This is a genomic window from Limnothrix sp. FACHB-881 (assembly GCF_014698135.1).
Taxonomy (GTDB): domain Bacteria; phylum Cyanobacteriota; class Cyanobacteriia; order CACIAM-69d; family CACIAM-69d; genus CACIAM-69d.
The window spans coordinates 221,873-239,612 of sequence record NZ_JACJSN010000006.1; the positions used below are offsets into that span (position 1 = coordinate 221,873).

At 57.3% G+C, this 17,740-nt stretch carries 16 protein-coding genes; 10 read left to right on the top strand and 6 right to left on the bottom strand.

What is annotated here, in order from left to right; all coding sequences use genetic code 11:
- The first annotated feature begins 48 nt into the window (after nt 1-48).
- The 3 genes from H6G52_RS08285 (at nt 49) to H6G52_RS08295 (ending at nt 3,024) form a co-directional block, all read left to right on the top strand.
- Nucleotides 49-861, top strand: a complete 813-nt coding sequence (locus tag H6G52_RS08285) for an HpsJ family protein (RefSeq protein ID WP_143472951.1) — start codon at nt 49-51, stop codon at nt 859-861.
- A 147-nt stretch (nt 862-1,008) separates the two neighbouring features.
- Nucleotides 1,009-1,782, top strand: a complete 774-nt coding sequence (locus H6G52_RS08290; RefSeq protein WP_099532494.1) for an HpsJ family protein — start codon at nt 1,009-1,011, stop codon at nt 1,780-1,782.
- A gap of 366 nt (nt 1,783-2,148) precedes the next feature.
- Nucleotides 2,149-3,024 (top strand): glycosyltransferase family 2 protein, encoded by an 876-nt coding sequence (locus tag H6G52_RS08295; RefSeq protein ID WP_099532574.1) that lies wholly within the window; start codon nt 2,149-2,151, stop codon nt 3,022-3,024.
- A 115-nt stretch (nt 3,025-3,139) separates the two neighbouring features.
- On the opposite strand, the gene H6G52_RS18750 is transcribed toward H6G52_RS08295, so the two are convergent.
- Entirely contained in the window at nt 3,140-3,265 is a 126-nt protein-coding gene (locus H6G52_RS18750; protein ID WP_255407529.1) for a hypothetical protein, read from the bottom strand.
- 82 nt (nt 3,266-3,347) lie between these two features.
- On the opposite strand from H6G52_RS18750, the gene H6G52_RS08300 reads away from it, so the two are divergent.
- Nucleotides 3,348-5,312 carry a DICT sensory domain-containing protein gene (locus H6G52_RS08300; RefSeq protein ID WP_242027906.1) on the top strand — a complete coding sequence of 655 codons (1,965 nt, stop codon included), beginning with the start codon at nt 3,348-3,350 and terminating at the stop codon, nt 5,310-5,312.
- 88 nt (nt 5,313-5,400) lie between these two features.
- Here H6G52_RS08300 and H6G52_RS08305 read toward each other — a convergent pair whose 3' ends face one another.
- Both H6G52_RS08305 and H6G52_RS08310 read right to left on the bottom strand, forming a co-directional pair.
- Nucleotides 5,401-6,789: an LCP family protein gene (locus tag H6G52_RS08305; RefSeq protein ID WP_190527629.1), complete on the bottom strand. Its 1,389-nt coding sequence runs from the start codon at nt 6,787-6,789 to the stop codon at nt 5,401-5,403.
- 148 nt (nt 6,790-6,937) lie between these two features.
- Entirely contained in the window at nt 6,938-7,978 is a 1,041-nt protein-coding gene (locus H6G52_RS08310) for a hypothetical protein (RefSeq protein ID WP_190527631.1), read from the bottom strand.
- Nucleotides 7,979-8,283: 305 nt separating this feature from the next.
- Between H6G52_RS08310 and H6G52_RS08315 the strand changes: the two genes are divergently transcribed.
- Both H6G52_RS08315 and H6G52_RS08320 read left to right on the top strand, forming a co-directional pair.
- The gene (locus tag H6G52_RS08315) at nt 8,284-8,901 is read left to right on the top strand and encodes a phycobiliprotein lyase (RefSeq protein ID WP_190527688.1); all 618 of its coding nucleotides are present in this window, start codon (nt 8,284-8,286) and stop codon (nt 8,899-8,901) included.
- 453 nt (nt 8,902-9,354) lie between these two features.
- A complete protein-coding gene (locus H6G52_RS08320) occupies nt 9,355-10,116 on the top strand; it encodes a phycobilisome rod-core linker polypeptide (RefSeq protein WP_190527633.1) in 762 nt (253 codons plus the stop codon).
- Nucleotides 10,117-10,469: 353 nt separating this feature from the next.
- Here H6G52_RS08320 and groL read toward each other — a convergent pair whose 3' ends face one another.
- Together groL and H6G52_RS08330 are read right to left on the bottom strand one after the other, a co-directional pair.
- The gene (gene groL, locus H6G52_RS08325; protein WP_190527635.1) at nt 10,470-12,179 is read right to left on the bottom strand and encodes a chaperonin GroEL; all 1,710 of its coding nucleotides are present in this window, start codon (nt 12,177-12,179) and stop codon (nt 10,470-10,472) included.
- 240 nt (nt 12,180-12,419) lie between these two features.
- The gene (locus H6G52_RS08330) at nt 12,420-13,019 is read right to left on the bottom strand and encodes a hypothetical protein (RefSeq protein ID WP_190527637.1); all 600 of its coding nucleotides are present in this window, start codon (nt 13,017-13,019) and stop codon (nt 12,420-12,422) included.
- Nucleotides 13,020-13,197: 178 nt separating this feature from the next.
- Here H6G52_RS08330 and pheS point away from each other — a divergent pair, with 178 nt between their 5' ends.
- The 4 genes from pheS (at nt 13,198) to folK (ending at nt 16,432) form a co-directional block, all read left to right on the top strand.
- Nucleotides 13,198-14,202: a phenylalanine--tRNA ligase subunit alpha gene (pheS, locus tag H6G52_RS08335; protein ID WP_099534160.1), complete on the top strand. Its 1,005-nt coding sequence runs from the start codon at nt 13,198-13,200 to the stop codon at nt 14,200-14,202.
- A 56-nt stretch (nt 14,203-14,258) separates the two neighbouring features.
- Nucleotides 14,259-15,008 (top strand): pantothenate kinase, encoded by a 750-nt coding sequence (locus H6G52_RS08340; protein ID WP_190527639.1) that lies wholly within the window; start codon nt 14,259-14,261, stop codon nt 15,006-15,008.
- Between the two features lie 143 nt (nt 15,009-15,151).
- Nucleotides 15,152-15,925 (top strand): SDR family oxidoreductase, encoded by a 774-nt coding sequence (locus tag H6G52_RS08345; RefSeq protein WP_099534158.1) that lies wholly within the window; start codon nt 15,152-15,154, stop codon nt 15,923-15,925.
- Between the two features lie 96 nt (nt 15,926-16,021).
- Nucleotides 16,022-16,432 (top strand): 2-amino-4-hydroxy-6-hydroxymethyldihydropteridine diphosphokinase, encoded by a 411-nt coding sequence (gene folK / locus H6G52_RS08350; RefSeq protein WP_099534157.1) that lies wholly within the window; start codon nt 16,022-16,024, stop codon nt 16,430-16,432.
- Between the two features lie 76 nt (nt 16,433-16,508).
- On the opposite strand, the gene purU is transcribed toward folK, so the two are convergent.
- A complete protein-coding gene (gene purU, locus H6G52_RS08355) occupies nt 16,509-17,363 on the bottom strand; it encodes a formyltetrahydrofolate deformylase (protein ID WP_099534156.1) in 855 nt (284 codons plus the stop codon).
- Nucleotides 17,364-17,740 lie beyond the last annotated feature (377 nt).

Below are 17,740 nucleotides of genomic sequence, written 5' to 3' on the forward strand. Positions count from 1 at the left end.
CCGGCTCTTGTAATCCCCTTCTGTAACAGCGCTTCCTAAGGACGCTCCATGACGACTAGTACACATTCCTCCCAGACTTCCGCCCCCATAGCGGCCGTTGTGCTGCAAATCGGGGGCGCAGTGGCGATCGCCCTTGGATTAATTGATTTCCTTTCCGTTGCCGTTCCATTCGATTTTGCCAACCGAGGCTGGGTGATTGACACCACCCGCCAATTGATCGATCGGGGCATCGTGCCAGCCATGGGTGTCAGCCTCCTGTTTTGGGGCTTCTGGATTGAAATCAAATCCGGTGTCAGCCGGTCTTGGCGTAGGGGTGTGGGTGTTGCGACCCTGGCATTTTCGGCGCTGATGGGACTGTTGTTTTTGGTGATGGCCCCCACGCACCTGCTGTCTGTGCGGGCCGAAGCCCAATCCACCCTCGCCGCCATTACCCGCCAATCGCGGGAAGCCGAAAAACAAATTGATACACCCGAATTTAAAAACAGTTTGCAGCGCCAGCAACAGGTTTTTCGGGAGCAGATGCAGTTTTTGCTGCAAGACGATGCTCGGTTTAATGAATTTATTAACAGCCCGCAGTTTGATGAACGCCAGAAGGAGTTCATGCGGCGGCTGAAGGCAAATCCGGCTGACTTGGAAACGGTGATTCGCCAGCGGGTGAATGATTTTCCCCTGCAATTGCTGGCCCGCATTCGATCGCGGCGGCAGGAGCTAGAAACCCGCGCCAGAACCACAGCCCTGCGGTTGGGCGTGCAAACAGGAACCAGCGGCATTGCCCTATCGGTGGCCTACCTGGCGATCGCCTGGTTAGGGCTGGGGGGATCGGGTGGTCGTCCTGCCCCGCGCCGCCGTCGATCGGCTTAAGTTCGCCTTCGGTTCGACCCAATATTTCGACTCAACATTTCGATGCGAACCTCAATCTTTTGACCCTTGTTTTAGCCCTTTTTGGCCCTTCTTGACCATTCCGATCCAGACGTTCTGCGCAACCCGAGAGTTTGAGAGTTTAAGACTATGACGAAAGCTGGTAAACGCCCCTCGCCCCCCTTGGCCGCCCTGATTGCCATTGTGGTTGGAACCGTGTTGGTCATTTCCTCGCTGCTGGACTATTTAATTCTGATCTTCCCGCCGGATTTGCAAAATCCTCAATGGTTGCTCAACACCATTTCTGAAATTGTGGGCCGTGGCATTGTGCCCATGGTTGGAATTTGCTTCCTGTTTGCGGGGCTGTGGATGAATTCCCGATCGGGCTTGCCCTCCGCCAAGAAAACATCGCTGATGAATCCTCGGCTTTGGGTTTTGATTTTGTCGAGCGCCTTGGGTGTGTTGTTCCTGGTGCTATCACCGATTTACATCAACGGCGTGAACAAGGCCAGCGCCAAGGAAGTGGAAAACATCGAAGCTCAAGCCAAGGCCGCCCTGGATCAGCTAGGAGAACCGGCGGAGCAATTTCGCGATCGGCTGAAAACCCTGCTGAAAAATCCCCAAGAACTCGATCGGTTGATCAAGAGCGGTCAAGTGCCGCCGCAAGTGGTGCAGCAACTGGAACAGGCGCGATCGAACCCGGCCGTTTTGGATTCTCAATTCAACCAATTCAAGCAAGAACGGCAACAGGAGATTGACAAGCGGAAGACCGAGCTTGTGCAGCGCACCAAAACCGGCTCCATGAAAACCACCCTCCGCACAGGTCTCAGCAGCCTGGTTTTGGGTGTCGGTTATTTGTTCATGAGCTGGATGGGCTACACGAAACGCGGCTCCCGCGCACGTCCGGCCAGCCGAGCCAGCTAGGGCAATCTTTTGACTGGCTTAACTGACCGGCTTAACTGACCAGCTCAACCAACTGACTCGCCTCGCTCATTGGATTCAGTTTGAATTCAGTTCAGGTTGATTTTGAATTGGAGAGAGTGGATTGGAGATTGATCGCGGTGTTCAAGTCGCGATCAATCTTCCAAAAGCGGCCAGCCTGATCATGGTCTACCCCACTTACAGACCAACTTACAGACAAAGCCGACTTCGCCACGCCATAACAGGAAGCATCCTGATTGCAGTACTCATTAGCGAATTACAGCAATTGTTGGGAAAGTCATAACGGAATTAACGGTGCATCGACTCGATCGGCCGTCACCGCTCGATCGCCCACCGATTCAAATCACCATGTTTTCGATCTATATCCTCACTCACAACGAAGAAATCGATATTGCAGATTGCATCGAGTCTGCATTGCTGTCCGACGACATCATTGTCGTTGACTCCCTCAGCACCGATCGCACCGTGGAAATCGTGCAAGACTACGCCCAGCGATCGCCCGTGCGGTTGGTGCAACATGCCTTTGAAAGCCACGGCAAACAGCGCACCTGGATGCTCGATCACATTCCCACGCGCCATGACTGGGTTTACATCCTGGAAGCCGACGAACGGATGACCCCTGAACTCTTTCAGGAATGTTGCCAAACCATCCAACGGGCCCACCATGAGGCCTACTACGTGGCCGAACGGGTGATGTTCATGGGGCAATGGATTCGCCGCAGCACCCAATATCCCCGCTACCAACTGCGACTTTTTCGGAAAGATGCCGTCCGGTTTGATGACTACGGCCACACGGAGCGGGAGGTGGTGCAAGGAACCACGGGTTTTTTAGAAGAAACCTATCCCCACTTCACTTGCAGCAAGGGCCTGAGCCGCTGGCTGGATAAGCACAACCGCTACTCCACCGATGAGGCCCAGGAAACCTTGGCCCAACTGACGCGGGGCAACGTGTCTTGGCGCGACTTATTTTTCGGTAAAACGGAGGTGGCAAGGCGGCGGGCTCTCAAGAATTTGTCCCTGCGGTTGCCCTGTCGCCCCCTGGTGCGATTTGTGTATATGTATTTCGTGCTGGGGGGCTGTTTGGATGGACGCGGGGGATTTGCCTGGTGTGTGCTCCAGAGCTTTTACGAGTACCTGATTGTGCTGAAGGCTTGGGAGATGCGCTATGGCACAACCACATCCCGATCGACCCCGCGCCTAGGCAAGAAATTACGCAAAAAATAGGGTTAGTCAACGGCTCTCAGCGGCCAGCCTGTGAGCAGCCGGCCTGTCAGCAGCCGATCGCCCAGTAGCAGACTCAGGGTCGATCGCCTGGATCAGCACCAAACTGATGCCGGATTCAATTCCCGGCAAATTCCCAAAAATCACGAATCCGGCGCTCGGGCAATGGCAGAATGGTGAAACGGCGGTTGCGGCCCCCTTGCCCCTGCCCAAGTCCTAAAGCAATGTCTGAAACGGATCGCATGGAAGGCGCTCCTCCTGTGGGTTCTTCAATCAATCGTGCCCGCCGTTCCAGATCCTCGAAGCGGGCGAGTGGGCCTCAGCGGTTGGCTGGGGTCAAAACCGCGTCAATTCTGGATCTGCTGTTGGGCCAATTGCCGCAACTGCGCACCCAAAGCTATTTCAAAGCATCCCTGACGGCCCTTTCCCACGCGATCGAGGATTTGGTGTTGGCGGGGCCGGGCGATCGCCCCTTAGTGATTGCCAGCTTTCAGCGAGAACGGTTCTATCGTCAGGAAGCCCGCCGCTACCATCGGATTGCGCACCAGAGCGATCGGGTCTATGTGCTCTCAGCTCCGGAGGCGGAGTTTCGCAGTGCTTCGGGGGAATACGAAACGGTGGCCTTTGAACCCACCGATGCGTTGGCCAACGAGTGGCACTTGGTGGTGTTGGGCGATCGGTACGCGGCTTGTTTGATCTGTGCGGAGCGCCAGGGCGGTGAGTCCCAGGCCGATCGAGCCGGCAGCTTTGGCGCAGATGATCGGGTGCGGCGGTTTGAGGGGGTCTGGACGTTCGATCGACAGGCCACCCAGGTGGCCGCCAGCCTCTTGTTGGAGCGAATTCGCACCTACCGCCCCGAGTTGGGTGACAAGATCGATCGCACCCTGGCCGAGTTTTCCGAAGGTGGCGGCCCCACCCTGCCCGAAATTGACCCGGAACCCTTTGCCCACCGGCTCGTTACCTATCTGCAAGCGGGGCAATACAAGCTTCTGAAAGCCTATCGCTCCATTTCCACCCAAGAGCGCAAGGAGCGGTTGATTAACCTGATCACCTCAGCCATCCGCCAATCTTTGGATCCTTCAGAGGTGATGGGGGTGGCCGTGCGCCAGTTGGGCCAAGCTCTCCGCTCCTGTCGCTGCATTGCTTACCGCTGCAAGGACGGAGATGCTACGGCCACGGTGCAGTATGAAATGTTGGGAGCCACTGTGCCCTCCCTGTTGGGACAATCCTGGCCGCTGATCAGTCAGGACTGTTTTCAATCGGCCCTTCAGAACCATGGCGGAGTTTGCGTTCTGGATCTGAATGAGGAGCCCCAACCGGGCTTGGTGCAGGCGATCGCGGAACAGTATGCGATCGCCTCCTGGTCGATCGTGCCCGTGTGCTATCGGGACAAACTGTTGGGGGCGATCGAACTGCATCACTGCGGGAGTTTGCCGCGCCTTTGGTCTGCCGATGAAACGGGGTTGATGGATGCGGTTGCCACTCAGTTGGGTGCGGCCCTGATGCAGGCCCAAACCTACGCCGATCTTGAAGATCTCAATCAGCAATTGGAAGCGCTCGATCGCACCCGTAGCAACCTGATTGCGATCACCGGCCACGAACTGCGCACGCCCCTTTCCACAATCCAGGTTTGCCTTGAAAGCTTGGCCTCGGAACCGGATATGCCCCTGGAATTGCGCCAAGTGATGTTGGATACGGCCTTGGGCGATGCGGAGCGAATGCGCGTGCTGGTGCAGGATTTTCTCACCTTGTCTCACCTGGAAAGCGGGCGCGTTAATTGGAACCTGGAAGCCTTGCCGCTCACGGAATGTGTGGAACTGGCCCTCAGCAGTGTTCGGGCCCGCGTGCCCCGCGATCGACTGCCCCGCATTGCCTCGCAAGTGTCTGAAGCGTTGCCCCCCGTGCGGGCCGATGGGGAATGGTTGGTGGAAGTGCTGTCCAAGCTGCTGGACAATGCCTGTAAGTTCACCCAGCCCGAAGGAGCCGTGACCATTGAAGCGGGCCCCACCCTGGACGGGGCGATCGAGGTGGTGATCACGGACACGGGGCGCGGCATTGAACCGAACCGCCTGGAAACCGTGTTCGATCGGTTCTATCAAGAGGAAGGTTCCCTCCGGCGCACCGTGGGCGGAACTGGCTTGGGTCTGGCGATCTGTCGGCAAATTATCCTCGGTCTGGGCGGGCAAATTTGGGCCGAGTCAGACGGCAAAGATCGCGGCAGCCAATTCCACTTCACAATCCCAGTTTTTGAGGGCGATCGACCCAGTTCTCTCAGCGACTTGATCGGTTAAACCTTCGGACTCTTAAATTCTTATAAAAATCTAGAACTTAAGCAATATCACTTTAGACGCTCAAGATTTTGAGCCATCTCATCCAACCTTAGGGCGCGGCATCACTGCCCAGGCGCACCGTAATATCGGAACCTAAATCGCCCGTCGCCGATCGATCCAAGGAACCGTAGCCTAGCCGCCGTTGCACCAACTCAGCCAGATCCAGATCGCCGCCCTGGACAATGATTTGGGTGTCCCGTTGCACTTGGGGCCAAGCATCGCTCGCTCGCACTTGCTGGAACCCCGCCCGCCGCAATTGGGCGATCGCGGCCGCCGATCGGGCCGGATCGCCGCTGGCATTTTGCACGGAAATGCGGCTGAAGGTTTGACCATATTGATCGCGGGCGCTGGCGCTGAGGAGTTTGGTGCGCCGACCAACGCCGGGTCGATCGGGCGGAAAGTAGCTTTCCAACAGGCGGGCAACGGCCTTGGGATCGGGGTTCCAAAAGTTGCTGGCATCCATCTGACCCGGCAACAGCAACAGACGCACCTGCTCCGGCTCCTGCTGAATCAACAGGTGAACGAGGGCCAGCACCTCCGGGCGAGCCAGATCCGTGCGCAGGTATTTGTGAACCCGTTGGGCAATTTGGGGCAATTGGGGCAACACACTGGGGCTGAGGGCCCGATCGCGCAGGGCCCGTAACAGCAATTGCAACCGCTGCACCCGATCGAGTTCGCCCCAAGCACTATCCACTCGGTAGCGGGCGAATTGTTCCGCAGCACTGCCATCCAAGCTTTGCCAACCGCTATCCAGTTGAATTTTGAGCTGTCCCGCCCGATCGCGGTAGCGCATCGCCTGGGGCACAGACAGTTCCACCCCACCCAGCAGATCGACCAATTCTCGCAAGCCTTCGGGGTTCAACCGCACGGTGCGATCGATCCGCAACCCGCCCAGGGTGTTGCTCACGGACTGCTGCACCAGGGCCGTACCGCCGATGCTGTCCGCTTCGTGCAATGCGCCCACGGATCCGCTGGGAAACACCACCCGCGTATCCCGAGGCAACGACATCACCGTCACAGTGTCATCGGTGGGATCAAATCGGGCCAGCCAAATGGCATCCGCATGACCATTCAAGGCTTCCGGCGCACCCAGAGGAATTCCGGGCGAAGGCTCCACCCCCAAAACCAAAATGGTGAGCGGTTGCAGGAGGCGATATTGCAACCCGCTGCGCCACAGGTGCTCTAGGGTTTCGTGGCGCATGAGGGGCATCACGGCCGGATCCAGGGGCATGAACAGGGCGGCGGCGGCTCCCAAGGTGGCTGAAATCGTGCCGATCGCCACGCCGGCCATGCCCCAAAACAGCAAGCGGGCCAACCAGCCCGATCGCGGTTGTTGCCAATCGGCAGCCATCCACCGCCCCAACCGATCGGGATAGGGAGTGGCGGGCGGCTGAACCGGTTGATCCGTGGGGGAGGAAAAGGGAGAAAACTGACTCAACGCTGACCTTGGATCCTAATTACGAATTGAAATTTACGAAATGGAATTTGAGATTTGAGATTTAGGATTTGGAATTTGGGACTGATAAGAAAATGTGATTTCTGGTTCTTTTTCCTGCTCTTTGGATGAGTTTTCTAGCCGATCGCGCTCACGTCTTGGGCGACAAGCGCATTGTAAGCCGTAAATAGATGGCGATCGGCTGACCTGTGGCAGTGAGGGCCGGCAAAAATCGCAGTTGGGCAGCGCGGGCTTCGAGGGCCTGTTGGGTTGTCGCACTTAAACCCGGGGTCAGCAATCCCGCAAAGCCAACGGAGCCATCGGCCATCACGGCTAACCGTAAATCCACTGCTCGATCGGCCCAATTGGCTAACTCTGGATAGTCTCGCAAGTTCAAACTCGGCGGCGCGGATTGCAACTGGGGCAGGCGACTCAGGTCGGCCGCCTGGACGATCGGGCTGCCATCTCCCGGTGTGGTTAGTTCTAACCCAACAATCGCCAGGCCGAATGCTTGGTTTCCCCCCTGGCCTGGGTTGGGGTTGGTGCTTGGGCCGCCAGAATTCCCGGCATTGGGAGCAGGCGGGCTATTCGAACTTGACCCCGTGCCATTGGGAGCAGGATTCGGGGCGATCGGGCGATTTGGGGGCGCATTTTGCCAACCGGGAGCGGCATAGTCCGGGGGCATGTTCGGATCGATCGGGTCGGGGTTGAAGGGCCGATCGGGAATCGGGGCCCCACCAGTCGGCTCGCCGGGCCAGCGGGGTTGGCTGGCGGCCCCCGAGCCTTGCAGTTGACCCGGATCCACTTGCCGCAAGGGAGCCAGCGGCCGCAACGGTTGCCCCGCAGTGGGATTTACTGGAGGAGCACCGGAAGCAGCCGGATTAGCCGCCACAGCACTCGCGGGATTAGCTGGAACGGGGTTGGCGGGATTGTTGGGAGCGATCGGCCCCGTTGAAGTTGCTGAGCCACCGGCCGCTGGCAAGGTCACCCGCACCACCGGCAAGGGCCCCGCCGTCGGCCCCGCTTGGGCCCCCGATCGCCCCACACTCCAGAGGGCTAACCCGTGAAGGGCGATCGCCCCCAAGGCCGCTCCCCACCAAAACCGGCGCGATCGGGTTGCCGGTTGGTAGTGAATGGGCAAGCCTTCCGGAGCAACAACATGGGTCGATCGAGCAACGGGGCGATCGGGCATGGTCTTTCACCAACTGTCCAACTTGATTCCAAATTCGTCCGTTGATTCAGAAAACCATTCGGACAATCATCCCGAGATTCAGCCCAAGATTTCCGGCAAAATCCAAAGTGGGGTTTCCTGCTGGTCGCCACCTGTTTCAAAATTAACGATTAATCAAACCATTCATCAGCCCATTCGCTAGCCGATTCATTCACCCGCAATTCTGCCACCGCGCTTTCGCGTCTTCAAGAATCCCACTTTGGCCCGCTGCCCAAGCGACTTCAAACCGGTCTCAACCTGTTAATTAACCTTTGCAAACCAATCCTATGACCGCCACCAGCACCGCACCTCAGCTCACCAGCGCCCTCGACTATTTCCGCCAAAGCGCCGGCCAATGGCAATCCCAGCGGGTCACCCACCACCTGGCCTTTCGGCGGGCCGAAGTGGGCGAATCGGAAATTCAGGTGGAAATGCTAGAGGTCACCGATCCGCGTTTGGCCGAAATTTGCCAGATGTATGACATTGACCCTGCCGCCGCGGCCGGTGGGGCCCTGGTGACCTGGAAAAGCTTGATGGCCTGGGATGCTTCCGAAGAAGACAACCACGAGGGACAAACGGTGATGGTGATTGTGCCAGATGCCACGAACGATCGCCGGGGCAAGCTACTGCGGGAACGGGGCTATGCGGAAACGGCTCCCGTGGCCGGTGAATATCACCTGGACGAGGAAGGGGGCATGGTTTTAACCACGGAATACGAAACCATGAGTTCCGTGGAGCGTTTTTGGTTTCCCAATCCGGATTTACGGATGCGCACCAGTGTGCTGAAGCGGTTTGGCGGCTTCAATACGGCCACGTTTTGCACGGAAGTGCGGGTGGGTTGTGATCAATCGGCGGTGGCGGCCGGGGGCGATCGGGAGCAGGCAATCTCGGCCCTGGGTTGGTAATGCCTGAGTGGGTCACGATCGGGTTAGCCAATCCCGGGTTGGCCATTGAGGGGCGATCGCCCGCCAAATTCCTCAGAATCCGACTTGGTTCGTGAAGAACCACCAGCGACGCGAAACGCTTTGGTACAATTTGCGATAGCTAGCAATGCTTTTAAACAGTGGAGTGCTTCGGCGCTTCTGCTGACCGGGCGATCAACGCCTGGCCTCATCCGGCCAACACAGGCGCGATCGCACCATTCCCACAGCGAACCATGCGCGGCTCCCCGTGCATGTCAAGCTTTATTAAGCGTTTTTCAGGAACCGTGCTTGCCCTCGCGGCAATCTCGTAACCTGAAAAATGGCAAATTTGGCAGCGTCACCTTGTTGGTTCCTGCCAGCCGATGTGCCTTTAACAAGCGCACGTTAACAAAGCCCGTGACTTTTTGAGACTACCGAGACTACGGAGATTCTGACGTGGCTATTCCTGTATTGAGCTTCTCCCCTTCTTCGCAAAACCAACGTGTGGCTGGTTACGAAGTGGGCAGTGAAGAGCAACCGAAAATTTACGCAATCGAAAACGTCTTCTCTGGCGGTGACATGGACGAGCTGATCTGGGCGGCCTATCGCCAGGTCTTCAGCGAGCACCAAAACATCGCTAACAACCGCCAAACCTTCCTGGAATCGCAACTCCGCTACGGTCAAATCACCGTCAAGGATTTCATCCGGGGCTTGGCCACGTCGGATAGCTTCCGCCGCCTGAACCTGGACACCAACAGCAACTATCGCTTCGTGGAAATCTGCGTCCAGCGGATTTTGGGCCGCGACGTGTACAGCGAGCGGGAAAAGATTGCTTGGTCGATCCTGCTGCCCACCAAGGGCCTGCAAGGTTTCATCGATGCACTGGTGGATAGTGAAGAATACGCCGCTAACTTTGGCGACAACACGGTTCCTTACCAGCTTCGTCGTGTGCTGCCCCAGCGCACCGGAGGCGAAACCCCCTTCAACCTGAAGACTCCTCGCTACGAGGCTTACCACCGCAGCCAACTGGGCTTCCCGCAAGTGGTGTGGCAAAACTCGGTGCGTCGCTTCACTCCCCAAGAGAAGAAGGTTGGCGCTGGCAGCCCCGCTGGGTTCCTCGGCATGGCTCGTTCGGTGACTCCCTCGCTGCCGGTGGTGCCCCGCACGCCGTTGGCCAACATCAACATCGCTACCGCTGTGCCCTATCGCAAGCGCTAATCGCAAGTGCTAGGTGGGGCGATCGGGCGATGACTGTCAGGGTCTTGGGGCCCCTAGTCATTGCTCGGTTCCTGGGTTTTGCAGGACGAAGCTCAACAACTCACCACAATGCAACAGAGGGCCGGGATAATTCCCGGCCCTCTGTTTTTGCGTTTTTGCGTTTGCCTCAACGTCTCAGCAATCGAGACTCAGTAACTACAACTCAATTGCTGATGCGATCGCATTGGCGATCGCTGATTCAGTGTTTGAGCTGGGGCGCTGACAAGCTTTTGGATGATGGGAATTGCGATTGGGCCCATCTTCATGGGCCCAATTGCAGCTAGGGAAACTGGAGCGGGCGATCGAGCCAGGAATTACATCCCGAAACCGCCCATACCCATGCCACCCATACCCATACCACCCATGCCACCCATACCACCCATACCGCCCATGCCACCCATACCGCCCATGGGATCACCACCAGCGGGAGCAGCGGGTTTCGGTTCGGGTTTGTCAACCACGATCGCCTCGGTGGTCAGCACCAAACCGGCGATCGAGGCGGCATTTTGCAGGGCCGTCCGCAACACCTTGGCCGGGTCAATGATCCCCGCCGCTTGGGTGTCTTCGTAGGTTCCGGTCAGCGCGTTGAAGCCGATGTGATCGCCCTGGTTACGCACCTTTTCAACCACCACAGCGCCTTCGTAACCGGCGTTTTCGGCAATTTGGCTGAGGGGCGTGGTCAAGGCTTTAGCAACGATGCTGGCCCCGATCGCCTCTTCCGCGTTCAGGGTGGCCTTGAAGCTTTCGGCCAGCTTGGCTAGGCGCATCAGGGTTGCCCCACCACCGGCTACCACCCCTTCCGCGATCGCGGCTTTGGTGGCGTTCACGGCATCTTCAATGCGCAGCTTCCGTTCCTTCAGTTCGGTTTCGGTGGCCGCGCCCACTTTAATTACAGCCACGCCACCGATCAAGCGGGCGATCCGCTCTTGCAGCTTTTCGGTGTCGTAGTCGCTGTCGGTGGCGGCCAGCTCGTCCTTGAGCTGTTGCACACGCGCGGCAATGGCGGCTTGATCTGCCCGATCGCCCGCCACGATCGTGGTCGAGTCCTTGGTGATCGTCACCTTTTGGGCATATCCCAAAACGCTGGTATCACAGGATTCGAGCTTCGTGCCCGTCTCTTCGCTCACCACCTGGCCATCGACCACGAGGGCGATATCTTCAAGCATGAACTTGCGGCGCTCGCCAAAGCCCGGAGCTTTCACAGCGGCCACGTTCAGCACGCCTCGCAGTTTGTTGATCACCAAGGTAGAAAGCGCGTCGCCTTCAATATCCTGGGCAATGATCAACAGCGATTTGCCATCGCGCACCACTCCTTCCAGAATGCTCACAATTTCCGCGAGGCTATTGATTTTGCCGTCTGTCAGCAGCACAGCCACGTTGTGCAACTCCGTGATCATCCGCTCGGAATCGGTCACGAAGTAGGGCGAGGTGTAGCCGCGATCAAACTGCATCCCTTCCACCACATCCACTTCGGTGGTCAAGGATTTCGACTCTTCCACGGTGATCACACCGTTTTGGGTGACCCGATCGAACGCGTTGGCGATCGTGCTGCCGATTTCTGGGTCGCTCCCGGCGGCCACGGCGGCAATTTGGGCGATCGCCTCGTTGCTGCTGATCGGTTGCGCCAGGTCGTTAATTTCCGCCACCAACCGGGCAACGGTTTTGTCAATCCCGCGCCGCAGGGCCACGGGGTTGGTACCGGCGGTCACATTTTTCATGCCCTCACGCACCAGGGCTTGGGCCAACACGGTGGCCGTCGTGGTTCCGTCACCAGCAATATCTTTGGTTTTGGTGGCCACTTCGCGCACCAGGCGAGCACCCGTATTCTCCAGGGGGCTTTCCAGTTCAATTTCTTTCGCGATCGTGATGCCGTCATTCACGATGCTGGGAATGCCAAATTTCTTTTCCAGCAAAACGTTTCGGCCTTTAGGGCCCAGCGTGACGCGCACGGCATCGGCCAAGGCGTTAACACCGTTTTCGAGGGCGCGGCGCGATTCGTCGCTGAAGGAGACGATCTTAACCATAGGGGTGTGGGGTCGCTATCCGTGATTTACCAATGGTTCACCCCAAGACTGTATGCAAATTTGGCACTCTCGGAAAGGGAGTGCTAACCGAACCTATGGCTTGCCATTAATTACCCAGCTTTCCCGATCGCTCGCTCGATCGCGTGGCGTTTGTAGGATTATTCGCAGGGTTAAAGCGGCCATTAGTCCTTCAGGCCCTCCCTCAAGTCCCATCTCTCAACTTGTTTGCCCGATCGCGCCCTAAATTTCCTCAAAGCGAATGTTGGTGTTCATGGTGTCAGGAGACAGCATCGTTCCTTGCAACACCAACACCACCGAGGGGCTGCCGCTGCCTTGAACCGTCACTTGGTCGCCCACTTCCAAGGTGTTGCGCGGGGCGGTACTGCTGGGTTTGAGGCCCAAGCTGGCCGGCGGGTCAAAAACAATGCTGAACCCCCATGGCCCGATCGTGGTGTTGGTGGTGCGTTCGGTGTAACCCAGGCGGCCGAGCGCTTGGCGATAGAACTGGATGGCGGCTTCTGCGTTGGATTTGCTCTGAAAGTTCAGGCTTTGCTGACCGTAGGCATTGGCCGCAAAGATGGCGGGCCGGTTGGCGGGGGCGGTGGTCGGTTGGGGCAACCCGCGCAGAATGTTGAGGACATTGGGGGCGCTGGGCTGGCTGGGGCGGGTTTGGGCGATCGCCGGGGGGGCCAAAATCCCGATCGCCCCGCCGAGCATTCCACCGGTCACCAGCAAACCCAACAGCCCGATCGCCAGGGAATTCGCCAGGGAATTCGGGGTTTGGCGCTGGCTTGTCTGGCCCAGATAGCTGGTCTCAACCGTTTGAGGTTCGCTCATCATTAATTAACCAAATCCTAAGGCCAGGATCTTAGGCCAGAAAACAAGCGGGCGATCGCCCGATGCTCTATCCTTTGATGGGACGGGTGATGATTTCAGCCGATCGCTTTGCGATTTTTTGGCGCAGTCGGCGAATTCATCAAGCCCAACTCCATGCCGCCTTTCTCAATTGTTTTCAGCCATGACTGCCACCCAGGTCAGCGACCTCGAAGCCCAACTGAGCCAACTGCAAGCCGAAGCCCAAAGCGCGATCGGCCAAGCCCCTGACCTCGACGCGATCGAGCAGTTGCGCGTTGCCTTCCTGGGCAAAAAAGGCAAAATCTCCGCAGTGCTGGGGGGCATGGGCAAGCTACCCGCCGAAGATCGGCCGCGGATTGGAGCCAAGGCCAACGAAGTGAAAGACGCGGTGCAAGACCTGCTCGATCGGCGACGGGCAGATCTGCAAGCGGCGGCCATTCGGGCCCGGCTGGATGCGGAAACCTTAGATGTGACCGCGCCGGGAACCTATCGCCCCTTAGGCCGCAAGCATCCCCTCGCCAGCACGATCGACCGGGTAGTCGATATCTGCGTTGGCTTGGGCTACACGGTGGCCGATGGCCCCGAAATGGAAACGGACTATTACAACTTCGAGGCCCTGAACACGCCCGCCGACCACCCGGCCCGCGACATGGCCGACACCTTCTATTTGCCCGACGGCAACCTGCTGCGCACCCACACTTCCGCCGTGCAGCTTCGCTACATGGAAGAGCGCGAACCGCCCATCCGCGTTGTGGCTCCCGGCCGGGTCTATCGACGCGACACGGTGGATGCAACCCATGCGGCCGTGTTCCACCAAATTGAGCTGCTGGCGATCGATGAGGGCCTGACCTTCACGGACATGAAAGGCACGATCGAAACCCTCCTGGGCGAAATTTTCGGGGAAGTGGAAGTGCGGTTCCGCGCCAGCTACTTCCCCTTCACGGAACCCTCGGCGGAGGTGGATGTGAAGTGGAAAGGGCGCTGGCTAGAGGTGCTGGGCTGCGGCATGGTGGATCCCAACGTGATGAAGTCCGCTGGGCTAGATCCGGAGGTCTATTCAGGCTTTGCGGCGGGCTTTGGGGTGGAGCGCTTCGCCATGGTTCTGCACCAAATCGACGATATTCGCCGGGTTTATGCCAGCGATCTCCGGTTTTTACGCCAGTTCTAAGCAAGTCTCATCCCATCAGGTTTAATTCCCATCAGGTTTAATTAATTGTGCTCCCGATGGCGACGAGCAACGATGGGGCCGATCGCTGGCGATCGCTGATGGTGGGGAATTCGCGCTGGCATTGGGGCGATTGGACGGGCGATCGGCTCGATCGCACCTGGGATGATGCACAGCCGCCCCCGGATCACCTGGCCCTAGAGCGACCCGTTTGGGCCGCCTCAGTGGTTCCGGGAGCACTCGATCGATGGAGCGATCGGGCTGACTGGCGCATCATCACGTTGGCCGATCTCCCGATCGGGGGGCTGTATTCCACCTTGGGGATCGATCGCGCCTTGGCTGTGCTGGGCGCAGGTCAGCGCTACGGCTTCCCGGCCCTGGTGATTGATGGCGGCACGGCCCTGACCGTGACGGCTGTGGATTCAAACCGACAACTAATCGGCGGGGCAATCGCGCCGGGGTTGGGGTTGCAATTGCGCAGCCTCACGGAAAAAACTGCCGCCCTGCCGGCCGTGCTGCCACCCACCCAACTCCCAACCCTCTGGGCCCAGGACTCGATCGGGGCGATCGCCAGTGGGGTGGTCTGGGGCGTGACCGTCCTGGCGCAAACTTGGTTGCAAACCTGGCGATCGCGCTATCCCCACGGTACGGCGGTGATTACCGGCGGCGATGGCCCCGCGATCGCGCAATATCTCCGGGCAATTGACCCAACCCTCATGGTTGATTTACACCCGGATCCTTCCATCATCTTTGCGGGCATTCAAGCCGTTCATTCTCAGAACAAACCAGAATTTTTCCAAAACCCTTAAGCGCTCATCCGCGACCGATCAACCACAGATGAGCCAGAACGTAACAGAATATTAATAATCAGTTTAAACTGCTTAATTGCGTTGTTTTGAACTCGTTGGGTCGCGATTGCCCAGGACATTCTGATACTTTATTTCCCCCAATCATGACCCAAACTCAAGGTACGGCACTGGTTACGGGTTCCGCCATTCGGCTTGGCAAGGCGATCGCCCTCGGTTTGGCCAAAGCAGGCTACAACATTGCCCTGCACTATGGTTCCTCCCACGATGCAGCCCAAGAAACAGCGGCGGAATTTCGCGCTTTGGGAGTGGAATGCGAGCTGTTTCCCTTTGACTTGCTCCATGAACCGGACATGCAGCCTTTGATCGATCGCGTGCGATCGCGTTTTGGCGATTTAAACCTGTTGGTTAACAGTGCTTCCGTGTATGACGCAGCCCCGATCGCAGAGACAACGCCTGACCTGTTTGCCAAGCAATTTAAGGTGAATTTTGAAGCCCCCTACTTCCTCACCCAAGCCTTTGCCAAAAACGGCGGAACCGGCTGTGTGATTAACATCATCGACAACAAGGTGGCTTTCAACCAATATCAATATTCAGCCTATTTGCTCTCCAAAAAAGCCTTGGCAGAATTTACAAAATTGGCGGCGATCGAACTGGCTCCCCAAGTGCGGGTTAATGGCATTGCTCCGGGTGTCATTTTGCCCGCCGGGAGCCGCACCAGTGACTATATTCAGTGGCGAGTTCAGGGCATTCCCGTGAAGCAACAAGGCTCTACGGAAAACATTTCCCAAGCGGTGAACTATATCCTGAATAATCCTTTTGTGAATGGGCAAATTTTGTTTGTGGATGGGGGCGAATCCCTAACCAATGTGGGGCAAAATGCCGTGACCTACGAGCAGACCACCCAAATTAAGCAATAAACACAAGGGCGATCCCAACCGGTGATCGCCCTTTTTTCCAGCGATCGCCTGTTCCCGTTTAACCAACGTTTGATCCCGCTTCTGAGGCTAAATTCCATGTATCAAGCAATTTTGTCCGTTGGTTCCAACATTGAACCCCAGCACCATTGCCAGCAAGCGGAGCAAATTTTAGCCCAGGAACATCAACTGGTTGATAAATCCGCTTACATTGTGACCGCTCCCGTTGGCTATCAAGATCAGGATGATTTCTTGAATGGGGCCTATTGGGTATCCACCCACTTAAGCTATTTGGAATTTAATCAATATTTGAAGGATTTGGAAAAGCGCCTAGGGCGTGTCAAGGGGCCAATTAAATCTGGCCCCCGGACGATCGACCTCGATATCATCATTTGGGACGGGCAAGTGGTGCATGATGATTTCTACAGCAAGGATTACACCAAGATTCCGGTGCAAGAACTGCTCGATCGCCACGGAATTCAATTGGCGGCATCCCAGGCGATCGGCTAAATTTTCGGTGAATTTCCTGACCCGATCGCGTAACCGATTGCATCACCCATTGTCGGTGAATCTCCGGTTTAAAAACCTACTCAAACACCACCGTGCGGTTGCCATACACCAACACCCGGTTTTGTAAGTGCAACCGCACCGCTCTGGCCAAAACCACTCGTTCTAGATCTTTCCCTTTGCGGACCAAATCCTCAACGGTGTCGCGGTGGCTGACTCGGGAAACATCCTGTTCAATAATCGGCCCTTCGTCCAAATCTTGGGTGACGTAGTGGGCCGTTGCACCAATTACTTTCACGCCCCGATCGTGTGCCCGTTGGTAGGGATTAGCTCCGGGAAATGCGGGCAAAAAGGAATGGTGAATGTTAATTGCATTCGGGAAAGCCGCCACAAATCCCGGGGTGAGAATTTGCATATATTTCGCCAGCACCACCAAATCAATTTGATATTCCCGCAGTAGCTCCAATTGTTTAGCTTCGGCTTCGGCCTTGGTGTCTTTGCTAATAGGCACGTGGTGATAGTCAATGCCAAATTGTTGGGCGATCGGGGCCAAGTCCGGGTGATTGCTAATAATGAGAACGATTTTGGCGGGGATTTCACCGGCTTTGTTCCGCCACAGCAAATCCAGCAGGCAATGATCTTGGCGGCTAACCCAAATGGCCATCCGGGGCACTTCGTCAGAGAAGTGAAGCTGCCAAGTTGCGCCGAGGGGTTTGGCGATCGCCCCAAAGGCTGGATCAATTAAATCGCGGGGCAAATTAAATCCATCTAGTTGCCATTCCACCCGACTCAAAAAGAGATTGGCTGTCGGGTCTTGGTGTTGGTCGGCGTGCAGAATATTGCCACCGTTGGCATCAATAAAACTGGCAATTTTGGCGACTAAACCCCGTTGATCTGGACAGTTAATGAGCAGTGTTGCAGTGGCTAAAGACATGTTTGCAAAGGTGGCAGGCGCGATCGAACCTTTGAATTTTAAGCGAAACCCTGACGAACACAGGGCCGTAGATTCCGTAGGGGCGTACCGATGTACGCCCTCCGCCAGGATCAATCGCTTGATCTCCTTTGGGTATTGGGGGATCTGGCGTACCGGAGGGCGCATGGCGATGGGCCTCTACGGTGAGGCTGCGGGCGATCAGGGTTGATCGCCTGATCTCGGTTGGGTATTCGAGACTTGGCGTACCGGAGGGCGCATGGCGATCACTGGCTTCAACTTAAGGAAGTTAAGCTGTAGCCATCGATCCTAGAGATGCTTGAGCCATGGCTCGTAGTCGCCCCTACTCCGATGCCAATCCTGATTTGCGTCGGCGCTGC